Raw genomic sequence first — 20,085 nt, forward strand, 5'->3', positions numbered from 1 at the left:
GACCGCTGCGCGGTCCTTGGCGAATGAATTCGCCCCTACAAGGGTGCCTTGGCTAGGCTCTGCTGCCCTACATGGCAGGCCTGATTGGGGGGCGGGAAAGGGCTTGGGCGAAGTTCCCGGCGCCATAAGTGAGGGGAGGGGTTACGGCTATCGCCAGTAGCGAGCTGCGTGAACGGGGTCGTCTATGTCACGGGGCCTCAATGAAAATTGAGAACCCCATGCGCCCTATCAGGAACACCAATAGAATCAGGAAGAAAATCCGAATGAATCCACTTCCATAACGAAGTGCTAAGAACACGCCGGTGAGGGCGCCGGCGATATTGCACAGGCTCACCATGCCACCGATAAGCCAGAGCACATTACCTGAGGGCACGAAGAAAAATAGCGCAGCACTGAAGGTGCCCAAATTAACGAGCTTGGCCGAAGCCGACGCATTAAGAAAATCGAAGCCGAAATACTTTACAAAAACAAACAGCAAAAGACTCCCGCTGCCAGGGCCAAATACGCCGTCATAAAACCCCAGTATCGCGCCAAAGAAAACGCCCAGCACAATCTCTTTTGGCCCATGTTCGACAGATCGATGAACTCGGCCTAAGTCCTTCTTGGCAAAGGTATAGACAGCCATCACTATCAACACCACAAAGACGACGTACTCCATTGCCTCTTTAGGTATCAATGAAACAGAGAAAGCACCTAGAAAAGAGAAAATAAAGGCAGCAATCATGGTTGGAAGAATTAATTTCCAAGCAATATGTATGCGTCTCAGGTAGCGGGATATGGAAAAGCAATTCCCTAGCAGCACGGCCAGCTTATTGGTTCCGAAGACCGTCGCCAGGCTTTGCTGAGGGAGCGCATGAAGCAGGGCAGGCACCTGAACAAGCCCCCCACCTCCAACTGCTGCATCGATTAAACCGCCGCAGAATGCAAAAAAACCCAATGCTACGAGGGTGTATTCAACGGTCATGAAAACATCTCTTCACCTTCCACTGTTCACATCATCTCCCGAAGCCGTATCCATGCAGAGATCAGATGAGCGAAACCGCTGATGCGCAGCCGCATCGCATCAGCGGCAAGCAGTTTTAAAACACGATCAAGCAGTTAACGCCTCGTGCAAGCTACTGAATGCCTTTCCAACACGGCCGTTATAATCAATCATGATTTCTTTCAGGCGATGGATATCAAACTCCAAGTCGGCGAATCGGCAATAGGCCTGAGCGGCGGCCAACGCATGCAATCCATGCCTGTTCTCCACCTCTCCTGAATGCCCCATGACATAACCCTTGGCATTCCGAAGCGCCTTCACGTCAGCGCGAAGATCTGGATTGACGGCGTTTAGCTTCTCCTCGATATATTGCGCAATATAGTTATATTCACGACCATTCCAGAGCTCTGACGCCACCGACGTCATCATGGCCTCCAGCATGGAGCGCTTGTATTCATGGGAATTCAAAGGCGATTTGTTTTCTGCGATGCCTACTCTGTAGAGGAAGCCTGAAAACTCATTGCAACCGGGTACGACATATTGACTTTCGACCCAGCGCGAAGCGCCGAACGCGGACGTCATGTATCCGTACATGCCATCGTGCCCTTCATGGCCGAGACCGAAGTCATCCTTGGCCACTTCATGCATATGTGCCATGACATTGTTGTACAGGGATTGCTGGTGAGCAGGAATCGCGCCTGCGTCAGCAGCCAGTCGCATGATTATTTTTGCTGAAACCAGGCTTGTGGTCTTATGGGTTTCATTCCAGCCATTGAAGAATTTCAGCACACCTTCATCGACATACGCTTTCTCTAAAAACGCATTGAAGCTCTTCTCTGTCCAATCCTGCGACGCTTGAGTTGTTTCATGGCATAGCACTTCATGCATCGCCAACTGGATAGCGGGCACCTGATCCACGTGTGCAGGAATTGCAGCTTTACGCTGATCACCGCAAATCACTCGGCCAGGTATCTTCAAGGCTGCAAAGTGCTTGGGAATATCGTCAATAAATGCCTCACCAAATTGCTGCATGGATAGTTGATGGTGGGGCGCAACTATATTGCTTTCCATAACAATAGAATTCATTGCTTAACCTTCTTCCATAAAGTGTGTGAGCGGACGTGTTGTCGCTTGAAGTTAAGGGCGGGCACGAAGCTAGGTCACTTGTACGCGCCAAACAAGTAATTTATAATCACGCCACTATTCACTTTAAATGAATCGTCGGTGCAGCAATGGAACTGTCGCAACTCAAAATGTTTAAAGTGACCGCAGAGCAAGGAAGTATTGTCAAGGCCTCCAAGATATTGCACTGCGTACCCTCCAATATTACCAACAGGATAAAACTGTTGGAGCAGGAACTTGGAGTGAGTCTTTTCGTACGTAAAGGCCGGGGGCTGATTATAAGCCCTTCCGGTGAGTTGCTTCTCGGTTACGTGAACAAGATTCTCGATACTTGCCAAGAGGCGAAAAGAGCGCTTGACCCTGAGGCGACTCCAGCCGGGGTGCTCAAGATAGGCGCTATCGAATCAGCAGCGACTGGCCGCCTACCTGCTCTACTGTCCCGTTACCATGTGCACTACCCGAGTGTGCACATGCAGTTCAGTACCGGCACGTGGTCACAATTAGTCGCCGAGATTATTGGGCACAAGTTGGATGGCGCAATCATCGCCGTAAAGAGCGACCACGCTGACATTGCCCAGCTGGAAATATACAAAGAGCCCTTGATACTGATCGCATCAGACTCCATAGGCGAAATCACCTCTGCTGGTGACCTCAACAACCTGAATATTTTTATGTGGCCTGAAGGCTGCCCTTATCGCCACGCCCTTGAGCGCTGGCTAAAGGCCGCACAGGTATCAACACCGATAACCAGCATCGCGAGCTATGGAACTATTCTTGGCTGCGTTAGCGCAGGCGCCGGGGTTTCTCTGGTTCCATCTGGCGTGTTCGAGCAATACAAGAAGATTGGCAATATAAAAGGCTATGCCTTCGACGACCTGACGCCAATACAGAACTACTTCATCTGGAATAAGAACATCGGATTGCATCGAGCACGGGATGCCTTTGCAGAGTTGATAGCGGATGAGTTCAGAAGCATCAGTACAGTCCAGGGGCGGCCTGAATGAGCCCGGTATTTCCCACCGACCTCGGCCTTCGCTGATTTTGAACGCAGCAAACCGATCAAAGACGATCAGATCACCCGCTCACTTGCGAATAGCGTGACCAAAAGAGGCCCGGCATCAGCCGGGCTTCTTCATTTCAGGAGAGCCGCCACTGCAGGGGGCGCAGTCGGACCTCGGAGCATGCAGCCACCCTTCACTCCGGACGTAGGGTGTGCTGCGCGCACCTGGTGCTCGCCGGAAACACCGAGCTATGTCCGATATGCGTCGTCCATTTCGCGAGGCTCAGGGGACCGCTGTGCGGTCCTTGGCGAATGAATTCGCCCCTACAGGAGTGTCTTTGCGGGCACGGTGTTGAGCCGTGCGTAGGGTGGATGCCGCTCTTTGCATCCACCAGGTGGAGGCGGGCATGGGCACTCTGTAATGCCCATTCCAGACGCTTTTCACCCCGCCAGACCCTTCCCGCCGTTCTCCGTTCATGAAGATTCGATGACAAAAGTTCGGTGGTGCCGTCCGGCCCCGGTCAAGGTGATGTACGGAGCGTCAACGGCGAGGGATATCGCCGAGAGGGAGCAAGTCGCCAGGGATGGCGACGACTTTCGCCCGCGGTTTGCGGGCGTGCCGAGGCCACTGGAACAAGAGCGATGGGGAATATGGACGGTTACTCGAAAGTGGGGATGCAGGAGCTCGACCAGCGGCTGTCGAAGATCGTCGAGGCGGCGCGCAAGAAACCGGTCTCGGTCTACCGCTACGGCGCGCCCTGGGTCTGGATCGTGTCCCAGGACGATTGGCAGAGCGCGCTCAAGGAGGTCTCCAGCTACATCCCGCCCGGCCATTCGCTGGTCTTGCTGCGGCCGCAGATCGACGAGGTGATGGGCCAGGCCCTGGCCGAGCTGCAGGGCTGGGCCCGGGCGCAGCAGCTGCAGGTGCCGCTGCCGGCCCTGCTGCATGCGCTGCTGCTGCAACTGCTCTATTCGCTGCCCAGCGAGAAGCAGCTCTACGAGCAGCTCAACTACAACCTGCTGTTCCGCTGGTTCGTCGGCCTGGAGCTGAACCAGCGGGTCTGGGGCTTCTCGGTCTTCGTCCGGGACCTGGGGCAGGTGCTGGACAACCCGCAGGCGGTGCGCCTGATCGAGCGGGTGATCGGCGAGGTGTTCTCCGGCGGCCTGATGCAGATGCCGGAGTTCTCGCTGAACTTCGCCCAGCTGCATACCTGGCTGGCCCGGCACGCGGCCGGCGCACGGCAACGCTGAAGGCGGCCGGCGAACCAACAACGAAACGTTCACTGATGCGGTGCGGCACGCGCGTTCGCGCGCGGCCACGCCTGCACGGAAGGCGGCCCGGGGCATACCGGGCGCCATTTCACGAGGGGGCTGTGTGGGTCATCTGTCATTCAACCAACGAGGCGTTGCCGCGGCCCTGAGCCTGCCGTTCGCGCCGGCCTGCCTGGCGTTGGCCCTGGCGTTGGCGATCCACGCCGCGCCGGTGTCCGCGGAGGAGGGGGCGCAGCCGGCGGCCAGCGCCGACGCCCCGGCACGGCTGGTCGACGTCAACGAGTACGTGGTGCGCGGCAACACGGTGCTGGAGGCCCGCGACATCGAGGAGGCGGTCTACCCCTTCCTCGGCCCGCAGCGCAGCCTCGCCGACATCGAGGGCGCCCGCGACGCCCTGCAGCAGCGCTACCAGGGCAAGGGCTACCAGTCGGTGTTCGTCGAGCTGCCGGAGCAGCAGGTGGAAGGCGGCGTGGTCTACCTGCAGGTCAGCGAGACCAAGGTCGGCCGCGTGCGCGTGGTCGGTGCCAGGCACTACTCGCCCGTGGCGATCCTCGACGACGTGCCGGCGCTGGAGGAGGGCAAGGTGCCCGACTTCGCCAAGGTCCAGGGCGAGCTGGCGGCGATCAACCGCAACCCCGGGCGCCAGGTGGTGCCACTGGTGCGTGAGGGCCAGCGCCCGGGGACTATGGATGTGGACCTGCAGGTGGAGGACAAGAACCCCTGGCAGGCCAGCGTCGGCCTGAACAACGACTACAGCGCCGACACCGAGAAGCTGCGCTCGGTGGTCAGCCTCGGCTACAACAACCTCTTCCAGCGCGGCCACAGCGCCTCGCTGACCTACTTCACCGCCCCCGAGGACCGCGACAACGCCGAGGTCTGGTCCGGCTCCTACGCAGCGCCCCTGGACGAACGCTGGACGCTGCAGTTCTCCGGCTACCAGTCCGACAGCGACGTGGCCACCATCGGCGGCAGCAACGTGCTCGGCAAGGGCCACTCCTATGGCGTCTCGCTGGTCTACGGCCTGCCACCGGAAGGGCCCTGGGCCCACTCGCTGTCGGTGGGCGTCGATTTCAAGGATTTCGAGGAGTCGCTGCAATTCGGCGGCGCCGAGGACAAGGTGCCGCTCAAGTACGCCCCCATCACCCTGGGCTACAACGGCTACCGCTACACCGAGGCCTCGCAGCTGGGCCTCGGCCTGGCGCTGGTGGCCGGTACCCGCGAGTTCCTCGGCTACGGCAGCGACGCCGAGGCGTTCGACTACAAGCGCTACCGCGCCAACCCCAGCTTCGCCGTGTTCAAGGGCGACGCCACCTACACCTTCGGTTTCGGCGGCGACTGGCAGTCGGCGACCAAGCTGGGCTTCCAGCTGGCCTCCGGGCCGCTGGTCTCCAACGAGCAGTTCTCCGCCGGCGGCGCCACCAGCGTGCGCGGCTACCTGGCCGCCGAGCGCACCGGCGACGACGGCTGGCTGCTCTCCCAGGAGCTGCGCACGCCGTCGCTGGTCAGCTTCCTCGGCAAGGGCCTGGGCAGCCATGTCGAGGACTGGCGCTTCTACGCCTTCGCCGAGGGCGCGAACCTCTCCCTGCAGGACCCGCTGCCCGACCAGGAAGACAGCTACAGCCTCGCCAGCGTGGGCCTGGGCACCCGCGCCACGCTGCGTGAGTGGCTGTCCGGCAGCCTCGACTGGGGCTACCCGCTGAAAGACGGCCCCAACACCAAAAAACGAGACCCGCGCGTGCACTTCAGCGTGCAGGCGAACTTCTGACCCCACAGGCACAGACTTCGGAGTGACACACATGCAACGCTTGATCTTCACCGCGCTCATCAGCCTGGGGCTCATGTACCCGGCGATCGCCAGTGCCTGGTGGCAGGACGACTGGCTCTACCGCAAGCAGATTTCCGTCGACACCACGCCCCAGGGCGCGGCCATCGACCAGGCCGCCGGGCGCACGCCGCTGCTGGTACGCCTGCACACCGGCAACTTCAGCTTCGACGGGGTCAACGAGAACGGCTCGGACATCCGCTTCGTCGCCGCCGACGACAAGACCGTGCTCAACCACCAGGTGGAAAGCTTCGACCCGCTGATGGGCATGGCGCTGATCTGGGTCGACGTGCCACAGGTGGAAGGCGGCCAGCGCCAGGACATCTGGATGTATTACGGCAACGCCAAGGCCCCGGCCACCGGCAACGGCCAGCTGACCTTCGACCCGGACTACAGCCTGGTCTACCACTTCGACGGCGCCGTCGGTGCGCCCCCCCGTGACACCACCGCCTACGGCAACCACGGGCAGACGCCGCCCGCCAGCAGCATCGACGGCGTGATCGGCCGCGCCGCCCAGCTCAATGGCCAGCCGTTGATGCTGCCGGCCAGCCCGTCCCTGGCCCTGCCGGCCGGTGGCGCCTTCACCTTCAGTGCCTGGGTGCGCGCCGACCAGTCCGCCGGTGACCAGCTGCTGCTGGCCCGTCGCGACGGCGGCAACACGCTGCTGCTGGGCCTGGCCCAGGGCCTGCCCTTCGTCGAGGTCAACGGCCAGCGCGCCCAGGCCACCCAGGCCCTGGCCGCCGGGCAGTGGCAGCACCTGGCCCTGAGCGCCGACGGCAGCGCCCTGCGCCTGTACGTCAATGGTCGCGAATCCGGCAGCCTGGCACTGTCGCTGCCGGCCTTCGCTTCGGTGATCGCCATCGGCGCCGACCTGCCGAACACCCAGGCCGCACCGGCTGCACCCGTCGAAGGCGCCACTGCCGAAACCCCGGCCCCGGCCGCCTTCGGTGCCTTCGCCGGCGCCATCGACGAGCTGCGCCTGTCCAAGGTGGCGCGCCCGGCGGCGCTGATCCTCGCCGACGCCACCGCCCAGGGCGCCGAATCGCGCCTGGTGGTCTATGGCGTCGATGAAGAGCAGTCCGGCTTCGGTTTCGGCAGCCTCGGCTTCCTGCTCAAGGCGGTGCCGGTGGATGCCTGGGTGATCATCGCCGTCCTGATCCTGATGATGATCCAGTCCTGGGTGATCATGATCCGCAAGAGCCGCAGCGTGGCCCGCGTGATCCGCGCCAACGAGCTGTTCCGCGAGCAGTTCGCCCGCGTCGGCACCCGCCTGGAAATGCTCGCCGACGACCGCGCCCTCAACGAGGGGCTGGTGAATTCCTCGCTCTGGCGCCTGTACCAGGTGGCGGTGAAGGAGATCCGCACCCGCCGCGACCAGGGCGCCGACACCTCGTCCATCTCCGCCGCCACCATCGAAGCCATCCGCGCCTCCATGGACGGCGTGCGCACCCGTGAGAACCAGCAGCTGTCCTCGCGCCTCTCCACCCTGTCCAACGCCATCGCCGGCGGCCCCTACATCGGCCTGCTGGGTACGGTGCTGGGCATCATGGTGGTGTTCCTCGGCACCGCCATGGCCGGCGACGTCAACATCAACGCCATCGCCCCCGGCATGGCCGCCGCGCTGCTGGCCACCGCCATGGGCCTGTTCGTCGCCATCCCCGCGTTGTTCGGCTACAACCGCCTGACCACGCGCAACCGCGAGGTCAGCGCCGACATGCGGGTATTCGTCGACGAGTTCGTCACCCGCCTGGCCGAAGTGCATGGCGAATCCCAGTTCAGCGAAGCGGCTCACCGGCGGGGTTTCCATGCCGGCAGCGCACCGCTGACCGCTTGAGGACGCAGCCATGGCCAACCTGAGCAGCAGCCATGACGACGACGAGGACGCCGCCGTCGACAGCATCAACATCACACCCCTGGTGGACGTGCTGATGGTGGTGCTGGTGATGTTCATCCTCACCGCCACCGCCCAGGTCTCGGGCATCCAGATCAACCTGCCCAAGGCCAGCGCGGCCATCTCCCTGGCGCAGCCGAAGACCAAGGCCATCTCGGTCAACGACGGCGGCCAGGTGTTCCTCGACGCCTACCCGGTGACCCTGCCGGAACTGGAGGACCGCCTGCGCACCGAGAAGGCGCTGAACCCCGACTTCCCGGTGATCGTGCGCGGCGACGCCACGGTGCAGTACCAGAAGGTCATCGAAGTGCTCGACCTGCTGCGGCGCCTGGAGCTTTCCCAGGTCGGGCTGGTCACCGGCAAACCGAACCAGGGCTGACCATGACCACCTTTCCCAGCAAGGGCCCGGACAGCGGGCTCGCCGAAGTCCGCAGCGCCGAGCCGAAATGGCGCCGGCCGCTGGTCTGGGGCGTGGGGGCGCTGGTCGCCGCCGGCCTCGCCTGGCTGCTCTGGCAGTGGGCCAACGACATGAGCGGCATACGCCGCGAGGCGCCGAAGATCCCCGCGATCATCCCGCTGCCGCCGCCGCCGCCCCCACCGCCGGTGCAGGAGAAGCCACCGGAGCCGGAAACCCCGGTGGAGGAAAAGATCGTCGAGCCGGAGCCCACCCCCGAGCCCGAAGAGGTCAAGCCGGAGGAAGAAGCACCGCCGACACCCGCCGATGACCTGGCCAACCCCATGCAGATGGATGGCGACGCCCAGGCCGGTTCCGACGCCTTCAACATCGGCGCCGGCAAGGGTGGCGGCATGGCCGGCAGCGGCAGTGGGCGCCTGGGCAACGGCACCTACAGCCAGTTCCTCTCCTATGCCTTCCAGCGCCTGATGCGCGACAGCCCCGAACTGCGTTCGCTGGCGTTCCGCATGAACCTGGAGGTGTGGATCAACCAGAGCGGCCAGGTCACCCGCGTGGAGCTGACCCGCTCCACCGGCGACCTGGAACTCGACGCCAAGGTGCTGGCCGCGCTGCGCGGCTCGCCACCCCTGGAACGCCCGCCGGCCTCGATGTCGATGCCGGTCCGCCTCTCATTGCAAGGACGCCGGCCCAGCTAGGCCGCGCCACTCAAGAACAGCCAAGGAGTAGAACCATGATCTGCAGAATGAGCCGACTGGCGCTGGGGATTGGCGCCGTGGTCGCCGGCCTGGCCGGCCCGGTGCTGGCGCAACCGCCGGCGCCCTCGGAAAACGCCACCATCAACCTGATCCGCCTGCTGGTGCAGCAGGGCGTGCTCAAGCAGGAGCAGGCCCAGGCGCTGATCCAGCAGGCCGAGGCCGAAGCCGTGCAGGCCCGCCAGGCCGCCGCGTCCGCTCCGGCGGCCCCGGCCGGCGTGCCGGGCGAGGTGCGTGTGCAATACGTTCCGGCCATCGTCCGCGACCAGATCCGTGACCAGGTCAAGGCTGAGGTCATGGCCCAGGCCAAGCAGGAGAACTGGGCCGCGCCCAACACCTTCCCCGACTGGGTGTCGCGCATCAGCCTGGAGGGCGACGTGCGCCTGCGCAGCGAGTCGCGCTACTTCGCCGACACCAACAGCGACCGCATCACCGACTTCGCGCGGCTCAACGACCGCGGCCCCTACGACGTCAACAAGAACACCAACACGCAACTGCCGCCGCTGCTCAACACCCGCGAAGACCGCGAAAACCTGCTGCGCCTGCGGGCCCGCCTGGGCATGCGCGCGGTGCTTTCGCCGAGCTGGACGGCGGTCATGCGCGTCGGCACCGGCTCCGACAGCGGCCCGGTGTCCACCACCCAGACCCTGGGCGGCGGCTTCGGCAAGAAGGACCTCTGGCTCGACCAGGGCTACCTCGCCTACAAGCCCGACGAACGCCTGACCCTTACCGGCGGGCGCATGCCCAACCCGTTCTACACCACCGACCTGCTGTACTCCGGCGACCTCAATTTCGACGGCCTGGCGGCGGTGTTCGACCAGCCGCTGGACCGCGACATGGCGCTGTTCGGCACCGTTGGCGCGTTCCCGGTGGAGTACACCTCCGACACCGCCAGCAGCAACGGCTTCGACAAGGAAAGCAGCGAGAACAACTGGCTCTACGGTGCCCAGTTCGGCGCCCGCTGGCAGCTGGATGCGGACAACAGCCTCAAGGGCGCGCTGGCCTACTACCGCTTCGACGATATCGAAGGCAAGCGCTCCAGCCCCTGCTCGCTGTACTCGGGGCAGCCGGCCTGCGACACCGACGAATCGCGCCCCGCCTTCATGCAGAAGGGCAACACCCTGATGCTGCTGCGCGACGTTGTCATCGACCCCACCCGGCCCACCACCACGCCGCAGCCGCAGTTCGTCGGCCTGGCTTCGGAGTTCAACCTGGTGGACCTCAACCTCGCCTGGGACACCGCGCTGTTCCACGACTTCAAGCTGCGCAGCCAGGCCCACTACGTGCGCAACCTGGGCTACGACGAAGGCGAGATGCGCAAGCGCTCCGCCGGCCAGCTGGCCAGCAACGTCGACGCCAACGGCAACATCGAAAGCGGCGATACCGCCTGGATGCTGCAGTTCACCCTGGGCAACGCCCTGGACCTGAAGAAGCACGGCGACTGGAACCTCTACGCCGGCTACAAGCGCATCGAGCCCGACGCTCTGCCGGACGGCTTCAACGACTCGTCCTTCCACCTCGGCGGCACCAACGCCAAGGGCTGGTTCCTCGGCGCCAACTACGGCTTCGACAAGAACGTGGTCGGCAGCGTGCGCTGGCTGAGCGCGCAAGAGGTGTACGGCGCGCCCTTCGACATCGACGTCCTGCAACTGGAGGTCAACACGCGCTTCTGATGCGCGTGTGGCCAAGGAGCGAGAGCATGAACACCCGATCGCACACACCGCTGAAGCTGGGCCTGGCCCTGCTGCTGGGGGCCTGCGTCGCCAACTCGGCCTCGGCCGAAGGCATGGAGGAGCGCCTGCGCGCCCAGCTGCGCACCACCACCCAGCAACTGCAGGCGTTGCAGAGCGAACAGGCCCAGGCCGCCGCCGCGCGTACTGCGGCGGAAGGCCAGCTGACGGCCGCCCAGGCGCAGATCAAGCAGCTCACCGCCGAGCTGGCCAAGGCAAAAGGCCAGGCCGAGCAACTGAGCGGCCAGCAGGACAGCCTGCGCAACGCCGCCCAGGCCCAGGTGGCCGCCAGCAACGAGCAGGTGGGCAAGTTCAAGCAAGCCTACGAGGAGCTGCTGGGGCGTGCCCGTGGCATCGAATCGGCCCGCGCCCAGCTGGCCACCGACCTCGCCACCCGGGATGAGCAGGTGCAGCAGTGCACCACCAAGAACCAGCAGATGTACCAGGTGGCCAAGGGCATCCTCGAGGCCTACGAGAAGATCGACGTCAGTGATGTGATGAAGATCCGCCAGCCCTTCGCCGGCAGTGCCCGGGTGAAGTTCGAGGAGCTGGGGCAGGTCTACGGCGACGAGCTTTACAAGAACCAGTTCGACGCCGCCATGGTGCCCGCCACCGGGCAGTGATCCAGGGTGCCGGCAGTGCCGGAGCCAACCGCAGACAAGGAGTAGCGCAATGACCGCCATCGACATGATCCACAGCATCAGCCCCGACCAGCTCACCGAGCGCCTGCAGGCCGCCGGCTACCGCGTCAACCGCAGCGAACAGGGCGGGGTGGTGCAACTGCTCAGCGCCAGCCAGGGCATCGGCTTCGCCGTGCGCTTCGGCAACCCGGCCCAGGAGGCGGGCGCCTACCTTGACTACTGCTTCAGCTGCGCGCTGCGCATCCAGGGCGAGCTGCCGGCGGGCATGGCCGAGGTGTGGAACGCCACCCGCCGCTTCGCCCGCCTGTCGCGCCAGGGCGAATTCCTGGTGCTGGAGATGGACGCCATCGTCGCCGCCGGCGTCAGCCCGCAGCACCTGCAAAGCCAGATGGAACTGTGGGACCGCCTGCTGCAGGAGTTCATCGCCTACCTGCGCGACTACAGCCAGGCCATGGCACGCGAGCAGGCTGCGGCCACCCCGGCGCCGGCCGAAACCGCGGACAGCGAGGCGTGAGTGGGATGAACGCCAAGGGCTGGATGGTCGGTTGCGGTGCACTTGCCGCCGTGGCGCTGGCCGTGGGCCTGGCCCTCGGGCTGCGTCCGGGCAGCGGCCTTGAGGCTGCGGTGCAGGCCGTGCCCGAGGTGCAGCAGGCGAAGGCGGCCAGCCAGGCCGCCCCTGCAGAGCGGGCAGTGGCGCGCCTGGGTGAACTGGCGTTGGGCGAGGGCGAGCTGCAGGCGGTGCTGGACGGCCTGCCGGCGGCCAGCCGCGAGCAGCTGCGCGCCGACCGTGGCGCCCTGGAAGGCTGGATACGCGGGCGCCTGGCGGAGAAGGCCCTGTTGCAGCAGGCCCAGGCCCAGGGCTGGGAGGAGCGCCCGGAAATCCAGCGCATGACCCGCGCCGCCACCGAGCAGATTCTCCTGCGTACCTACCTGGAGTCGGTGAGCCAGGTGCCTGCCGACTACCCCAGCGATGCCGAGTTGCAAGCTGCCTATGAGGCCGGCAAAGACAACTGGGTGACACCGCCGCTGTACCGCGTCAGCCAGATCTTCCTCGCCGTCGGCCCCGGTGCGGCGGAGGACCAGGTGCGCAAGCAGGCCATCGAGCTGGCCCGCCGCGCGGCGGCGGCCAACGCCGATTTCGCCGCCCTGGCGCGTCAGTATTCCCAGGATGCCCGCACGGCCGAGCAGGGCGGCGACACCGGCCTGCAGCCGCTGCAACAGTTCGTTCCGGCGATGCGCCAGGTGCTTGCCCGCCAGCGTGTGGGCACTGTTTCCGAACCGCTGCGCAGCGACGCGGGCTATCACATCCTCAAGCTCACCGAGCAGCAGCCCGGGCGTAGCGCCAGCCTCGACGAGGTGCGCGACCGCCTGCGCCAGGCCCTGCGCGCCCAGCGCCAGGAACAGGTGGCGCGGGCCTACCTGGACGGCATGGTCAGCTCGGCGACCCTGAGCATCGACGGGGCGAGCCTCAACCAGGCACTGGAGAAGGGCCGCTGACACAGCGCCGGGCGGGAGGCCCGGCGCGCCGCAACCTTACGGAGGAGGGCATATGGCATTTCAGGAGAACGAACAGGCGACGACCCACGGCACGGCCGTCGCAGGTGGGCATACGGCGGACGACGGCTTCTTCGGCCTGGACGTAGAGGCGGCGCACTACTTCGTGGTGGCGGCCCGTTGCGGCTGCTTCATGCAGGCGGCACGCAGCCTCAGCATCAAGCCCACGCTGCTGCGCAAGAAGCTCGGGCTGCTGGCCGCCTGGGCCGGGCACCCGCTGTTCCTGCACCAGGGCAACGCCCTGGTGCTCAGCCCGGAAGGCCGCCGCCTGCGCACCCAACTGGTGGCGCGCCTGGCGGTGCTGTCGCCGGGCCTGGCGCAGAACGAAGACCAGCCGCTGGTGCGCATCGCCGTCGCCGAGCCGCTGCTGCACGACATCCTCGGCCGCGACCTGCTGGCCTTCCTCCGCCAGCACGCCAACGTGCGCCTGGAACTGGCGCGCCTGGACGAGGGCGAAACCCCCGCGCCGGACACCGACCTGCGCGTCTGGCTGGCCCCGCCCGACGACGTCGAACCCTGGCCGGGCTTCGCCAGCGCTCACCTGGAGTGCCTGGCCCAGCTGGAATACCTGCCCCACGTCGCCAAGCGCTACTCCCGCGAGACCAGCCGCCCGCGCAGCCTGGTGGAGCTGGAGGACTACATGCTCGTCGACCTGCAGGGCTACGCCGGCATCGAGGCGCTGCAACCCTGGAACCTGGCCATCGCCGACCGCCGCGCCGGGGTCACCCGGGTCAACTCCTACGAAATGCTCCGGCAGATGATCCAGTGGAGCGCCTGCATCGGCCTGCTGCCCCATTACGTCGGCCAGCTGGACAAGAACCTCATGGCCCTGCCGGCGCTGTTCGAACCGCGCATGGACATGCAGGCCTGGCTCGCCGTACGCGCCGGCGAAGAGGAGCGCGAGGAAGTCCGCCGCCTCATCGCCCTGGTGCATGCCGCCTTCGATGAGCGTCGGGATTGGTTCTAGCCGGGGAGACCGGCAGCATGGGTTTCGCATCGCTCAACCCATCCTACGAACGCAGTCCAACCGTAGGATGGGTAGAGGCACGAAACCCATCAATTCCCCGGCTCCGGGGCATCCGGCTTGCCCGTGTGCGCCCAACCCGCCTGCGGATCTGCCAGGCGCGGCGCTCGCCCCGATCAGCATGGGTTTCGCTTCGCTCTACCCATCCTACGAAGCACCATGCCCGTAGGATGGGTAGAGGCACGAAACCCATCAATTCCCCGGCTCCGGGGCATTCGGCTTGCTCGTGTGCGCCCAATCCCGCTTGCGGATCTGCTTGGCGCGGCGTTCGAGCACGAGATAGACCACGCAGGCGATGGCCAGGGGCAGGAGGAAGTAGATGGCGCGGTAGCCGATCAGCGCGGCGAGGAGGGTGCCCTTGGACATCTGGTGCTGCATCAGCGCGATGAACACCGCCTCCAGCACGCCGAGCCCGGCGGGGATGTGGGTGATGACCCCGGCGATGCTGCTGATCAGCAGGATGCCGAGGATGGAGGGGTAGAAGGCCTCCTTGGGCAGCAGGATCCAGATCAGCAGCGCCATCAGCGACCAGTTGAGCATGCCCAGGCCGACCTGGATCAGCGCCATGCGCAGGCTCGGCAGGGTCAGCTCCTGGTCGCGGAAGTGCCAGTTGCGGCGCTTGGAGAAACGGCAGGCACCGAGGTAGGCGAGGGCGGCGGCGACCAGGGCGAAGCCGATCGCTTGCAGGCCGGTCTCGCCGATCTTCCAGCCCTCGGGCAGGTCCACCAGGCGCAAGGAGAACACGCAGCCGGCCAGCAGCATGTAGCCCAGCCAGTTGGTGATCAGGCTCAGGCTGAGCACCTTGGTGATGGTCGGCACATCCAGCCCAAGGCGCGAGTAGAGGCGGTAGCGCAGGGCGATGCCGCCCACCCAGGAGCTGAGGTTGAGGTTGAAGGCGTAGCAGACGAAGGTCACCGGGATGGTCTGCCAGGCCGGCAGCTTGTGGGCGGTGTAGTGGCGGCCCACCAGGTCGAAGCAGCAGTAGGTAGCGTAGCTCGCCGCGCAGGCCAGGCCGGCCAGGGCCAGGGTGGTGGCGCTGTAGTTGGTGATGGCCTGGCGCACTTCCTGCCAGTCGAGGTTCTTCACCAGCATGAACAGCAGCACCGGCACCAGGCAGAAGAAGAACGCGGTCAGGCCACGCTTGACCCAGGTCTTCCAGGTGGCTTTGCCTGCGCTCATGAGCTCTTCTCCTGCTCGTAGACCGGCTCGGCACCGGCCTCTTCCAGGGGCTGCAGCGACTTGATGCGCGGCGAGTGGGCCGGGAACCAACCGGCGATCGCCGGGAAGTGACGCAGGAAGTGGAAGCTGAGGAAGATCAGCGGCGCCCGCCACCAGTGGCCGCGGGTGATGCGCTGCAGGGTCACGCGTTTGCACTTGGCGTCGGCGAGCTGCTGCAGGTGGTCGTGCAACTGCTGGTTGAAGGCCGGGTCACGGATGATCAGGTTGGCCTCCAGGTTCAGCGACAGGCTCAGCGGGTCGAGGTTGCTGGAGCCCACCGTGGCCCATTCGCTGTCCACCAGCGCCACCTTGCCGTGCAACGGCCGCTGGCAGTATTCGTGGATCACCACGCCGTCGCGCAGCAGGTAGTTGTAGAGCAGCCGCGAGCACAGGCGCACCAGGGGCATGTCCGGCTGGCCCTGCATGATCAGCGTCACCTGCACGCCACGGCGGGCGGCGTTGCGCAGCTCTCGCAGCAGGCGATAGCCGGGGAAGAAATAGGCATTGGCCACCACCAGCCGCTGCCGGGCCGCGCGCAGGGCGCGCAGGTACTGCTCCTCGATGTCGTTGCGATGGCGCTCGTTGTCGCGGATCGATAGCAGCATGCGCGCCTGCCCGGCCGCGCGGTTTTCCGGCGATTCCGGCAGCAGGCTGTGCACCTCGCTGGCGCTGTGGGCCAGCAACTGGCTGCAGGCGTGGTGCAGGTCGCAGACGATGGGCCCGCGCACCGCCACGGCGTAGTCCTGCTTGGCCATGGGGCCGAAGTCGGCGAGGTGGTCGGCACAGAAGTTGATGCCGCCGATGAAGCCCAGCTCGCCGTCCACCACCACCAGCTTGCGGTGCAGGCGGCGGAACAGGTTGGTGCGCAGGCCCAGCACCCGGGGGCGCGGGTCGAACATGTGCAGGTTGACGCCGGCCTCGGTCATCTCGCGGATGTAGCGGGTGCCGAGGTCGGCGGTGCCGTAGCCGTCCACCGTCAGCTCCACGCGCACGCCGCGCCGGGCGGCGGCGATCAGGGTCTCCTTGAGGCGCAGGCCGACCTTGTCCTCGAAGACGATGAAGGTCTCCAGCAGCACTTCGTGGCGGGCCTGGTCGATGGCCTCGAACACTGCGGGGAAGAAGTCCTCGCCATTGATCAGCAACTCGACCTGGTTGCCTTCACGCCAGTCGAATTTCACAGGTGCACCTCCACAAGCAAAGGGGCGTGGTCGGACAGGTGGGACCAGGGTCGGCGCAGCAGCACCTGGGGCGAATGGCTGGTGGCGTTGCGCACGTAGACGCGGTCCAGGCGCAACAGCGGCCAGCGTGCCGGGAAGCTGCGCGCCGGGGCACCGTAGGCGTTGACGAAGGCCTCGACCATGCCGCGGCTGGCGAGGATGTCGTCGGCACGCACGCGCCAGTCGTTGAAGTCGCCCGCGACTATCACCGGCGCCAGGGGCGGCAGGCTGTCGAGCAGGCGGCAGAGCAGTGCCAGTTGCTCGCGGCGATGGGCTTCGCGCAGCCCGAGGTGCACGCAGACGGTGTGCACCTCGCGGTGGCCGGGCACATCCAGCACCGAATGCAGCAGGCCGCGTTCCTCGTTGCCGGCGATGGACACGTCCAGGTTCTCGTAGCGCAGGATGGGGAATTTCGACAGCAGCGCGTTGCCGTGGTCGCCTTCCGGGTACACCGCGTTGCGGCCGTAGGCGAAGTCGGTCCACATGCTGTCGGCGAGGAATTCGTACTGCGGCGTCGGCGGCCAGTTCCTGAAGCGCCTGGCGTGGGACTGGTGGGTGCCGAGCACCTCCTGCAGGAACACCAGGTCGGCGCCGAGGGTGCGCACGGCGTCGCGCAGCTCGGGGAGGATGAAGCGCCGGTTCAGCGCGGTGAAGCCCTTGTGGGTGTTCACCGTGATGATGCGCAACTGGTGCACGGCCGGCAGCAGGTCGGTGGCGGGCAGCGGGGCGGTGGTGACGGTATTCACAGGTCGGCTCCTTCCAGGGCCTGGCCGGGTTCGGTCTGCAGGTGCGTGGCCAGCTTGAGGGTCTCCAGCAGGTGGCGCGCGTCGTAGGGCGCGCGCACCTTGATGTCGTTGTCGAAGTAGCAATACACATCACGGCTGGCGCGTTTTGCGGGGGGCTCGGCGCTGATCAGCCGGGCGTCGTCGGGCTGGCTGCCCTGGCTCCAGGCTTCGATCCGCTTTTTCCAGGCCTTCAGCGCGGCGGGCGAGTAGCCGCTGGCGTAGAGCTGCTTGTCGCCGTGCAGGCGCATGTAGACGAAGTCGCTGGTGAGGTCTTCGGCGTAGGGCCACTTCTTCGCCGTGTCGGCGACCACCAGGGCCACCCCGTGCTGGCGCAGCAGGGCGATGAAGGCCTCGTCGCGGAAGCTGTCGTTGCGGATTTCCACCGCATGGCGCAGGGGCCGGCCCTTGGGGATGTCGAGGTAACCGGCCTGGTGCATGCGCGCGTCGCTGTGGCGGGCCAGGGTCCGGGCGGCGTCACTGTCCCTGGGCAGGAGGGCGAGGAAGTCGGCGAACAGCGCGGGGTCGAAGGCGAAGCTGGGCGGGAACTGCCAGAGCAGCGGCCCGAGCTTGTCACCCAGGTGGAACAGCCCCGAGGCCATGAAGTTGGCCACCGGCTGCTGCACGTCGCGCAGGCGTTTCACATGGGTGATGTAGCGCGGCGCCTTGACGCTGAAGAGGAAGTCCTCGGGGGTGTCCGCGGCCCAGCCGGCGTAGCGCTCGGGCGTCTGCAGGGCATAGAAGGACCCGTTGATCTCGATGCTGTTGACCGCCCGCGAAGCGAAGCGCAGCTCCTTCTTCTGCACCAGGCCCTTGGGGTAGAAGTCGCCGCGCCAGGGGGCGTAGCGCCAGCCGGAAATGCCGATACGGATCTCTGCCATCACCGCGTCTCCGTTAACGAGCCTGGCCCTTGGATGCGGACAGGGTCCGCTCCAGCTGTTCCTCGCCTTTGATGATCTCTTCGCCGCTGTCGCCGGCCGGCTGCTGCCGTTGCGGGTGCAGCTCCACCTTGATCCAGCCGTTCTCGCGGCGGTCGAAGGCCTTGAAGGCTTCGATGGCATCGCTCATGGGTTTGACCTGGGTGAGGATCTTCGCCGGGTCCACGCGCTTGTTCAGGGTCAGCTCGATGAGCGTGGGGATGTACTTGCGGTGGTGGCAGTTGCCCATGTTGATGGTGAGGTTCTTGTTCATCGCCAGGCCGATGGGGAAGCTGCGCGCCTGCTGCGGGTAGACGCCGATGATCGACAGCGTGCCGGCCTTGGCCAGCCCCTCGACGGCCCACTGCAGCGCCTGGCTCGGGGCATCGCCGGGGTGCCAGTTATCGCCGTCGGGGTGGGTGCGCGGGGTCAGTTCGGCCATTTCCCGGCGCATGCGCCCGGCGCCGTGGTGGTCGTGGCAGGCGTGCTCGGCGTCCACGCCCACGGCGTCGATGGCGCGGTCGACGCCGATGCCGTCGGTGAGGCGACGCAGGGTCTTCACCGGGTCTTCCAGATCGAAGTTGATCACCTCGGCACCTTGCTGGCGGGCCATGCGCAGGCGGTCGTCGAGGTGGTCGATGGCGAACACCCGGGCGGCCCCCAGCAGCTTGGCGCTGGCGATGGCGAACTGGCCCACCGGGCCGCAGCCGAACACCGCCACTGTGTCGCCGGGGGTGATCTCGGCCATTTCCGCGCCGAAGTAGCCGGTGGGGAAGATGTCCGACAGCAGGATGGCCTGGTCGTCGCTGATTTCGCTGGGCAGCTTGATCAGGCCGATGTTGGCGTAGGGGATGCGCGCCTTCTCCGCCTGCAGGCCCTGGAAGGGGCCGGTGGCCTTGGGCCCGCCATAGAAGGCGGTGCCGGCCTGCTTGCCGTTGGGGTTGGCCAGGTCGCACTGGGCGTAGTACCCGGCGCGGCAGTAGGAGCAGTTGCCGCAGGCGATGGTGGAGGGCACCACCACCCGGTCGCCGATCTGCAGGTTGCGCACGTCGCTGCCCAGGGCCTCGACTATGCCGACGCCCTCGTGGCCGAGGATGGTGCCCTTGACCATACCGCTGACGGTGCCGCGCACGAAGTGCAGGTCGGTGCCGCAGATGGCCGAGGCGGTGAGGCGGATGATGGCGTCGGTGGGAGCCTGGAGGGTGGGCTCGGGGACATCGTCGAGGCGAATGTCACCCACGCCATGGAATACGACTGCCTTCATGGAGGGCTCCTGTTCGGGGCCGGGCCGCTGTTCGTCGGCGACCAGGCATGGGAAACGGCAGGCGCCGGAGCGGCACCTGTGCTAGTTCCGACTGGGCGGCATAGGAGCGGTTCAGGTTTTCTGCCCGTTGGGCTCGTGGCGCAGCCCGGGCCTGGGCCCGGTGACATCGAGCGCGAATGAATTGGCTCTGTCTGCGTTAAGTGTTGCTAGAAGAATTGAGCCCAGCTGATTGCCGAGTTCTGGTGATGTTTCTGGTTTCGCCCCCCCGGGCGAGTCCCTTTTTTCAGTCGCCAAAAAAGGAACCAAAAACGCTTGCCCCATCATCCGGCCCGACTGCGTCGGGTTCCCTCACTCCATCGCCGCTCTGGGGGCCGGCGCGATGGGCCATCCATGGCCTGGCGCGCCTCTCGCGGCATCCATGCCGCTCGTCCCCCGGCGCAACGACTGCGTTCGGCCTCCTGGAGGGGCGTTGGCGGCTGCTC

Annotated in this window: 17 protein-coding genes and 1 pseudogene; 11 read left to right on the forward strand and 7 right to left on the reverse strand. The window is 65.7% G+C overall.

From position 1 onward, the window contains the following. Positions 1-187: 187 nt before the first annotated feature. Positions 188-964, reverse strand: coding sequence for a sulfite exporter TauE/SafE family protein (locus RTW82_RS09700; RefSeq protein ID WP_316924954.1), 777 nt, complete (start codon positions 962-964; stop codon positions 188-190). 126 nt (positions 965-1,090) lie between these two features. Next, entirely contained in the window at positions 1,091-2,068 is a 978-nt protein-coding gene (locus tag RTW82_RS09705; protein ID WP_316924955.1) for a hypothetical protein, read from the reverse strand. A gap of 146 nt (positions 2,069-2,214) precedes the next feature. Here RTW82_RS09705 and RTW82_RS09710 point away from each other — a divergent pair, with 146 nt between their 5' ends. From RTW82_RS09710 to RTW82_RS09760, 11 genes and pseudogenes are all read left to right on the forward strand, one after another. After that, positions 2,215-3,108 carry a LysR family transcriptional regulator gene (locus tag RTW82_RS09710; RefSeq protein ID WP_316924956.1) on the forward strand — a complete coding sequence of 298 codons (894 nt, stop codon included), beginning with the start codon at positions 2,215-2,217 and terminating at the stop codon, positions 3,106-3,108. Between the two features lie 929 nt (positions 3,109-4,037). Continuing rightward, positions 4,038-4,152 (forward strand): annotated as a pseudogene (locus RTW82_RS31670) (transposase); the annotation flags it as partial. 420 nt (positions 4,153-4,572) lie between these two features. Further along, positions 4,573-6,141 (forward strand): ShlB/FhaC/HecB family hemolysin secretion/activation protein, encoded by a 1,569-nt coding sequence (locus RTW82_RS09720; RefSeq protein ID WP_410478792.1) that lies wholly within the window; start codon positions 4,573-4,575, stop codon positions 6,139-6,141. Between the two features lie 31 nt (positions 6,142-6,172). Then, a complete protein-coding gene (locus tag RTW82_RS09725) occupies positions 6,173-8,032 on the forward strand; it encodes a DUF2341 domain-containing protein (RefSeq protein ID WP_271661197.1) in 1,860 nt (619 codons plus the stop codon). A 10-nt stretch (positions 8,033-8,042) separates the two neighbouring features. After that, complete coding sequence (locus tag RTW82_RS09730; protein ID WP_021221719.1) at positions 8,043-8,468, forward strand: ExbD/TolR family protein; 426 nt, start codon at positions 8,043-8,045, stop codon at positions 8,466-8,468. Between the two features lie 2 nt (positions 8,469-8,470). After that, positions 8,471-9,199, forward strand: a complete 729-nt coding sequence (locus tag RTW82_RS09735) for an energy transducer TonB (RefSeq protein ID WP_316924957.1) — start codon at positions 8,471-8,473, stop codon at positions 9,197-9,199. A 35-nt stretch (positions 9,200-9,234) separates the two neighbouring features. After that, on the forward strand, positions 9,235-10,929 hold the full coding sequence (locus RTW82_RS09740) for a putative porin (protein WP_316924958.1): 1,695 nt from the start codon (positions 9,235-9,237) through the stop codon (positions 10,927-10,929). A gap of 26 nt (positions 10,930-10,955) precedes the next feature. Then, on the forward strand, positions 10,956-11,609 hold the full coding sequence (locus tag RTW82_RS09745; protein WP_316924959.1) for a DNA repair protein: 654 nt from the start codon (positions 10,956-10,958) through the stop codon (positions 11,607-11,609). Between the two features lie 49 nt (positions 11,610-11,658). Continuing rightward, positions 11,659-12,141: a YbjN domain-containing protein gene (locus RTW82_RS09750; protein WP_263401841.1), complete on the forward strand. Its 483-nt coding sequence runs from the start codon at positions 11,659-11,661 to the stop codon at positions 12,139-12,141. A 5-nt stretch (positions 12,142-12,146) separates the two neighbouring features. Continuing rightward, the gene (locus RTW82_RS09755) at positions 12,147-13,124 is read left to right on the forward strand and encodes a peptidylprolyl isomerase (protein WP_316925237.1); all 978 of its coding nucleotides are present in this window, start codon (positions 12,147-12,149) and stop codon (positions 13,122-13,124) included. Positions 13,125-13,176: 52 nt separating this feature from the next. Continuing rightward, positions 13,177-14,148, forward strand: a complete 972-nt coding sequence (locus tag RTW82_RS09760) for a LysR family transcriptional regulator (RefSeq protein WP_316924960.1) — start codon at positions 13,177-13,179, stop codon at positions 14,146-14,148. Between the two features lie 249 nt (positions 14,149-14,397). Here RTW82_RS09760 and RTW82_RS09765 read toward each other — a convergent pair whose 3' ends face one another. Genes RTW82_RS09765 through RTW82_RS09785 form a run of 5 tightly spaced genes read right to left on the reverse strand, consistent with a single transcriptional unit; the run spans position 14,398 to position 19,603 of the window. After that, the gene (locus RTW82_RS09765; protein WP_316924961.1) at positions 14,398-15,384 is read right to left on the reverse strand and encodes a lysylphosphatidylglycerol synthase domain-containing protein; all 987 of its coding nucleotides are present in this window, start codon (positions 15,382-15,384) and stop codon (positions 14,398-14,400) included. After that, entirely contained in the window at positions 15,381-16,601 is a 1,221-nt protein-coding gene (gene clsB, locus RTW82_RS09770; protein WP_316924962.1) for a cardiolipin synthase ClsB, read from the reverse strand. The genes RTW82_RS09765 and clsB overlap by 4 nt, the downstream gene beginning before the upstream one ends. Then, on the reverse strand, positions 16,598-17,386 hold the full coding sequence (locus tag RTW82_RS09775; RefSeq protein ID WP_316924963.1) for an endonuclease/exonuclease/phosphatase family protein: 789 nt from the start codon (positions 17,384-17,386) through the stop codon (positions 16,598-16,600). The genes clsB and RTW82_RS09775 overlap by 4 nt, the downstream gene beginning before the upstream one ends. Then, the gene (locus RTW82_RS09780) at positions 17,383-18,303 is read right to left on the reverse strand and encodes a DUF72 domain-containing protein (RefSeq protein WP_316924964.1); all 921 of its coding nucleotides are present in this window, start codon (positions 18,301-18,303) and stop codon (positions 17,383-17,385) included. The genes RTW82_RS09775 and RTW82_RS09780 overlap by 4 nt, the downstream gene beginning before the upstream one ends. Before the next feature lie 13 nt (positions 18,304-18,316). Continuing rightward, a complete protein-coding gene (locus RTW82_RS09785) occupies positions 18,317-19,603 on the reverse strand; it encodes a zinc-dependent alcohol dehydrogenase (RefSeq protein ID WP_316924965.1) in 1,287 nt (428 codons plus the stop codon). Between the last annotated feature and the right edge of the window lie 482 nt (positions 19,604-20,085).

Source organism: Pseudomonas sp. zfem005, from assembly GCF_032621735.1.
GTDB classification, from domain to species: Bacteria; Pseudomonadota; Gammaproteobacteria; order Pseudomonadales; family Pseudomonadaceae; genus Metapseudomonas; species Metapseudomonas solani.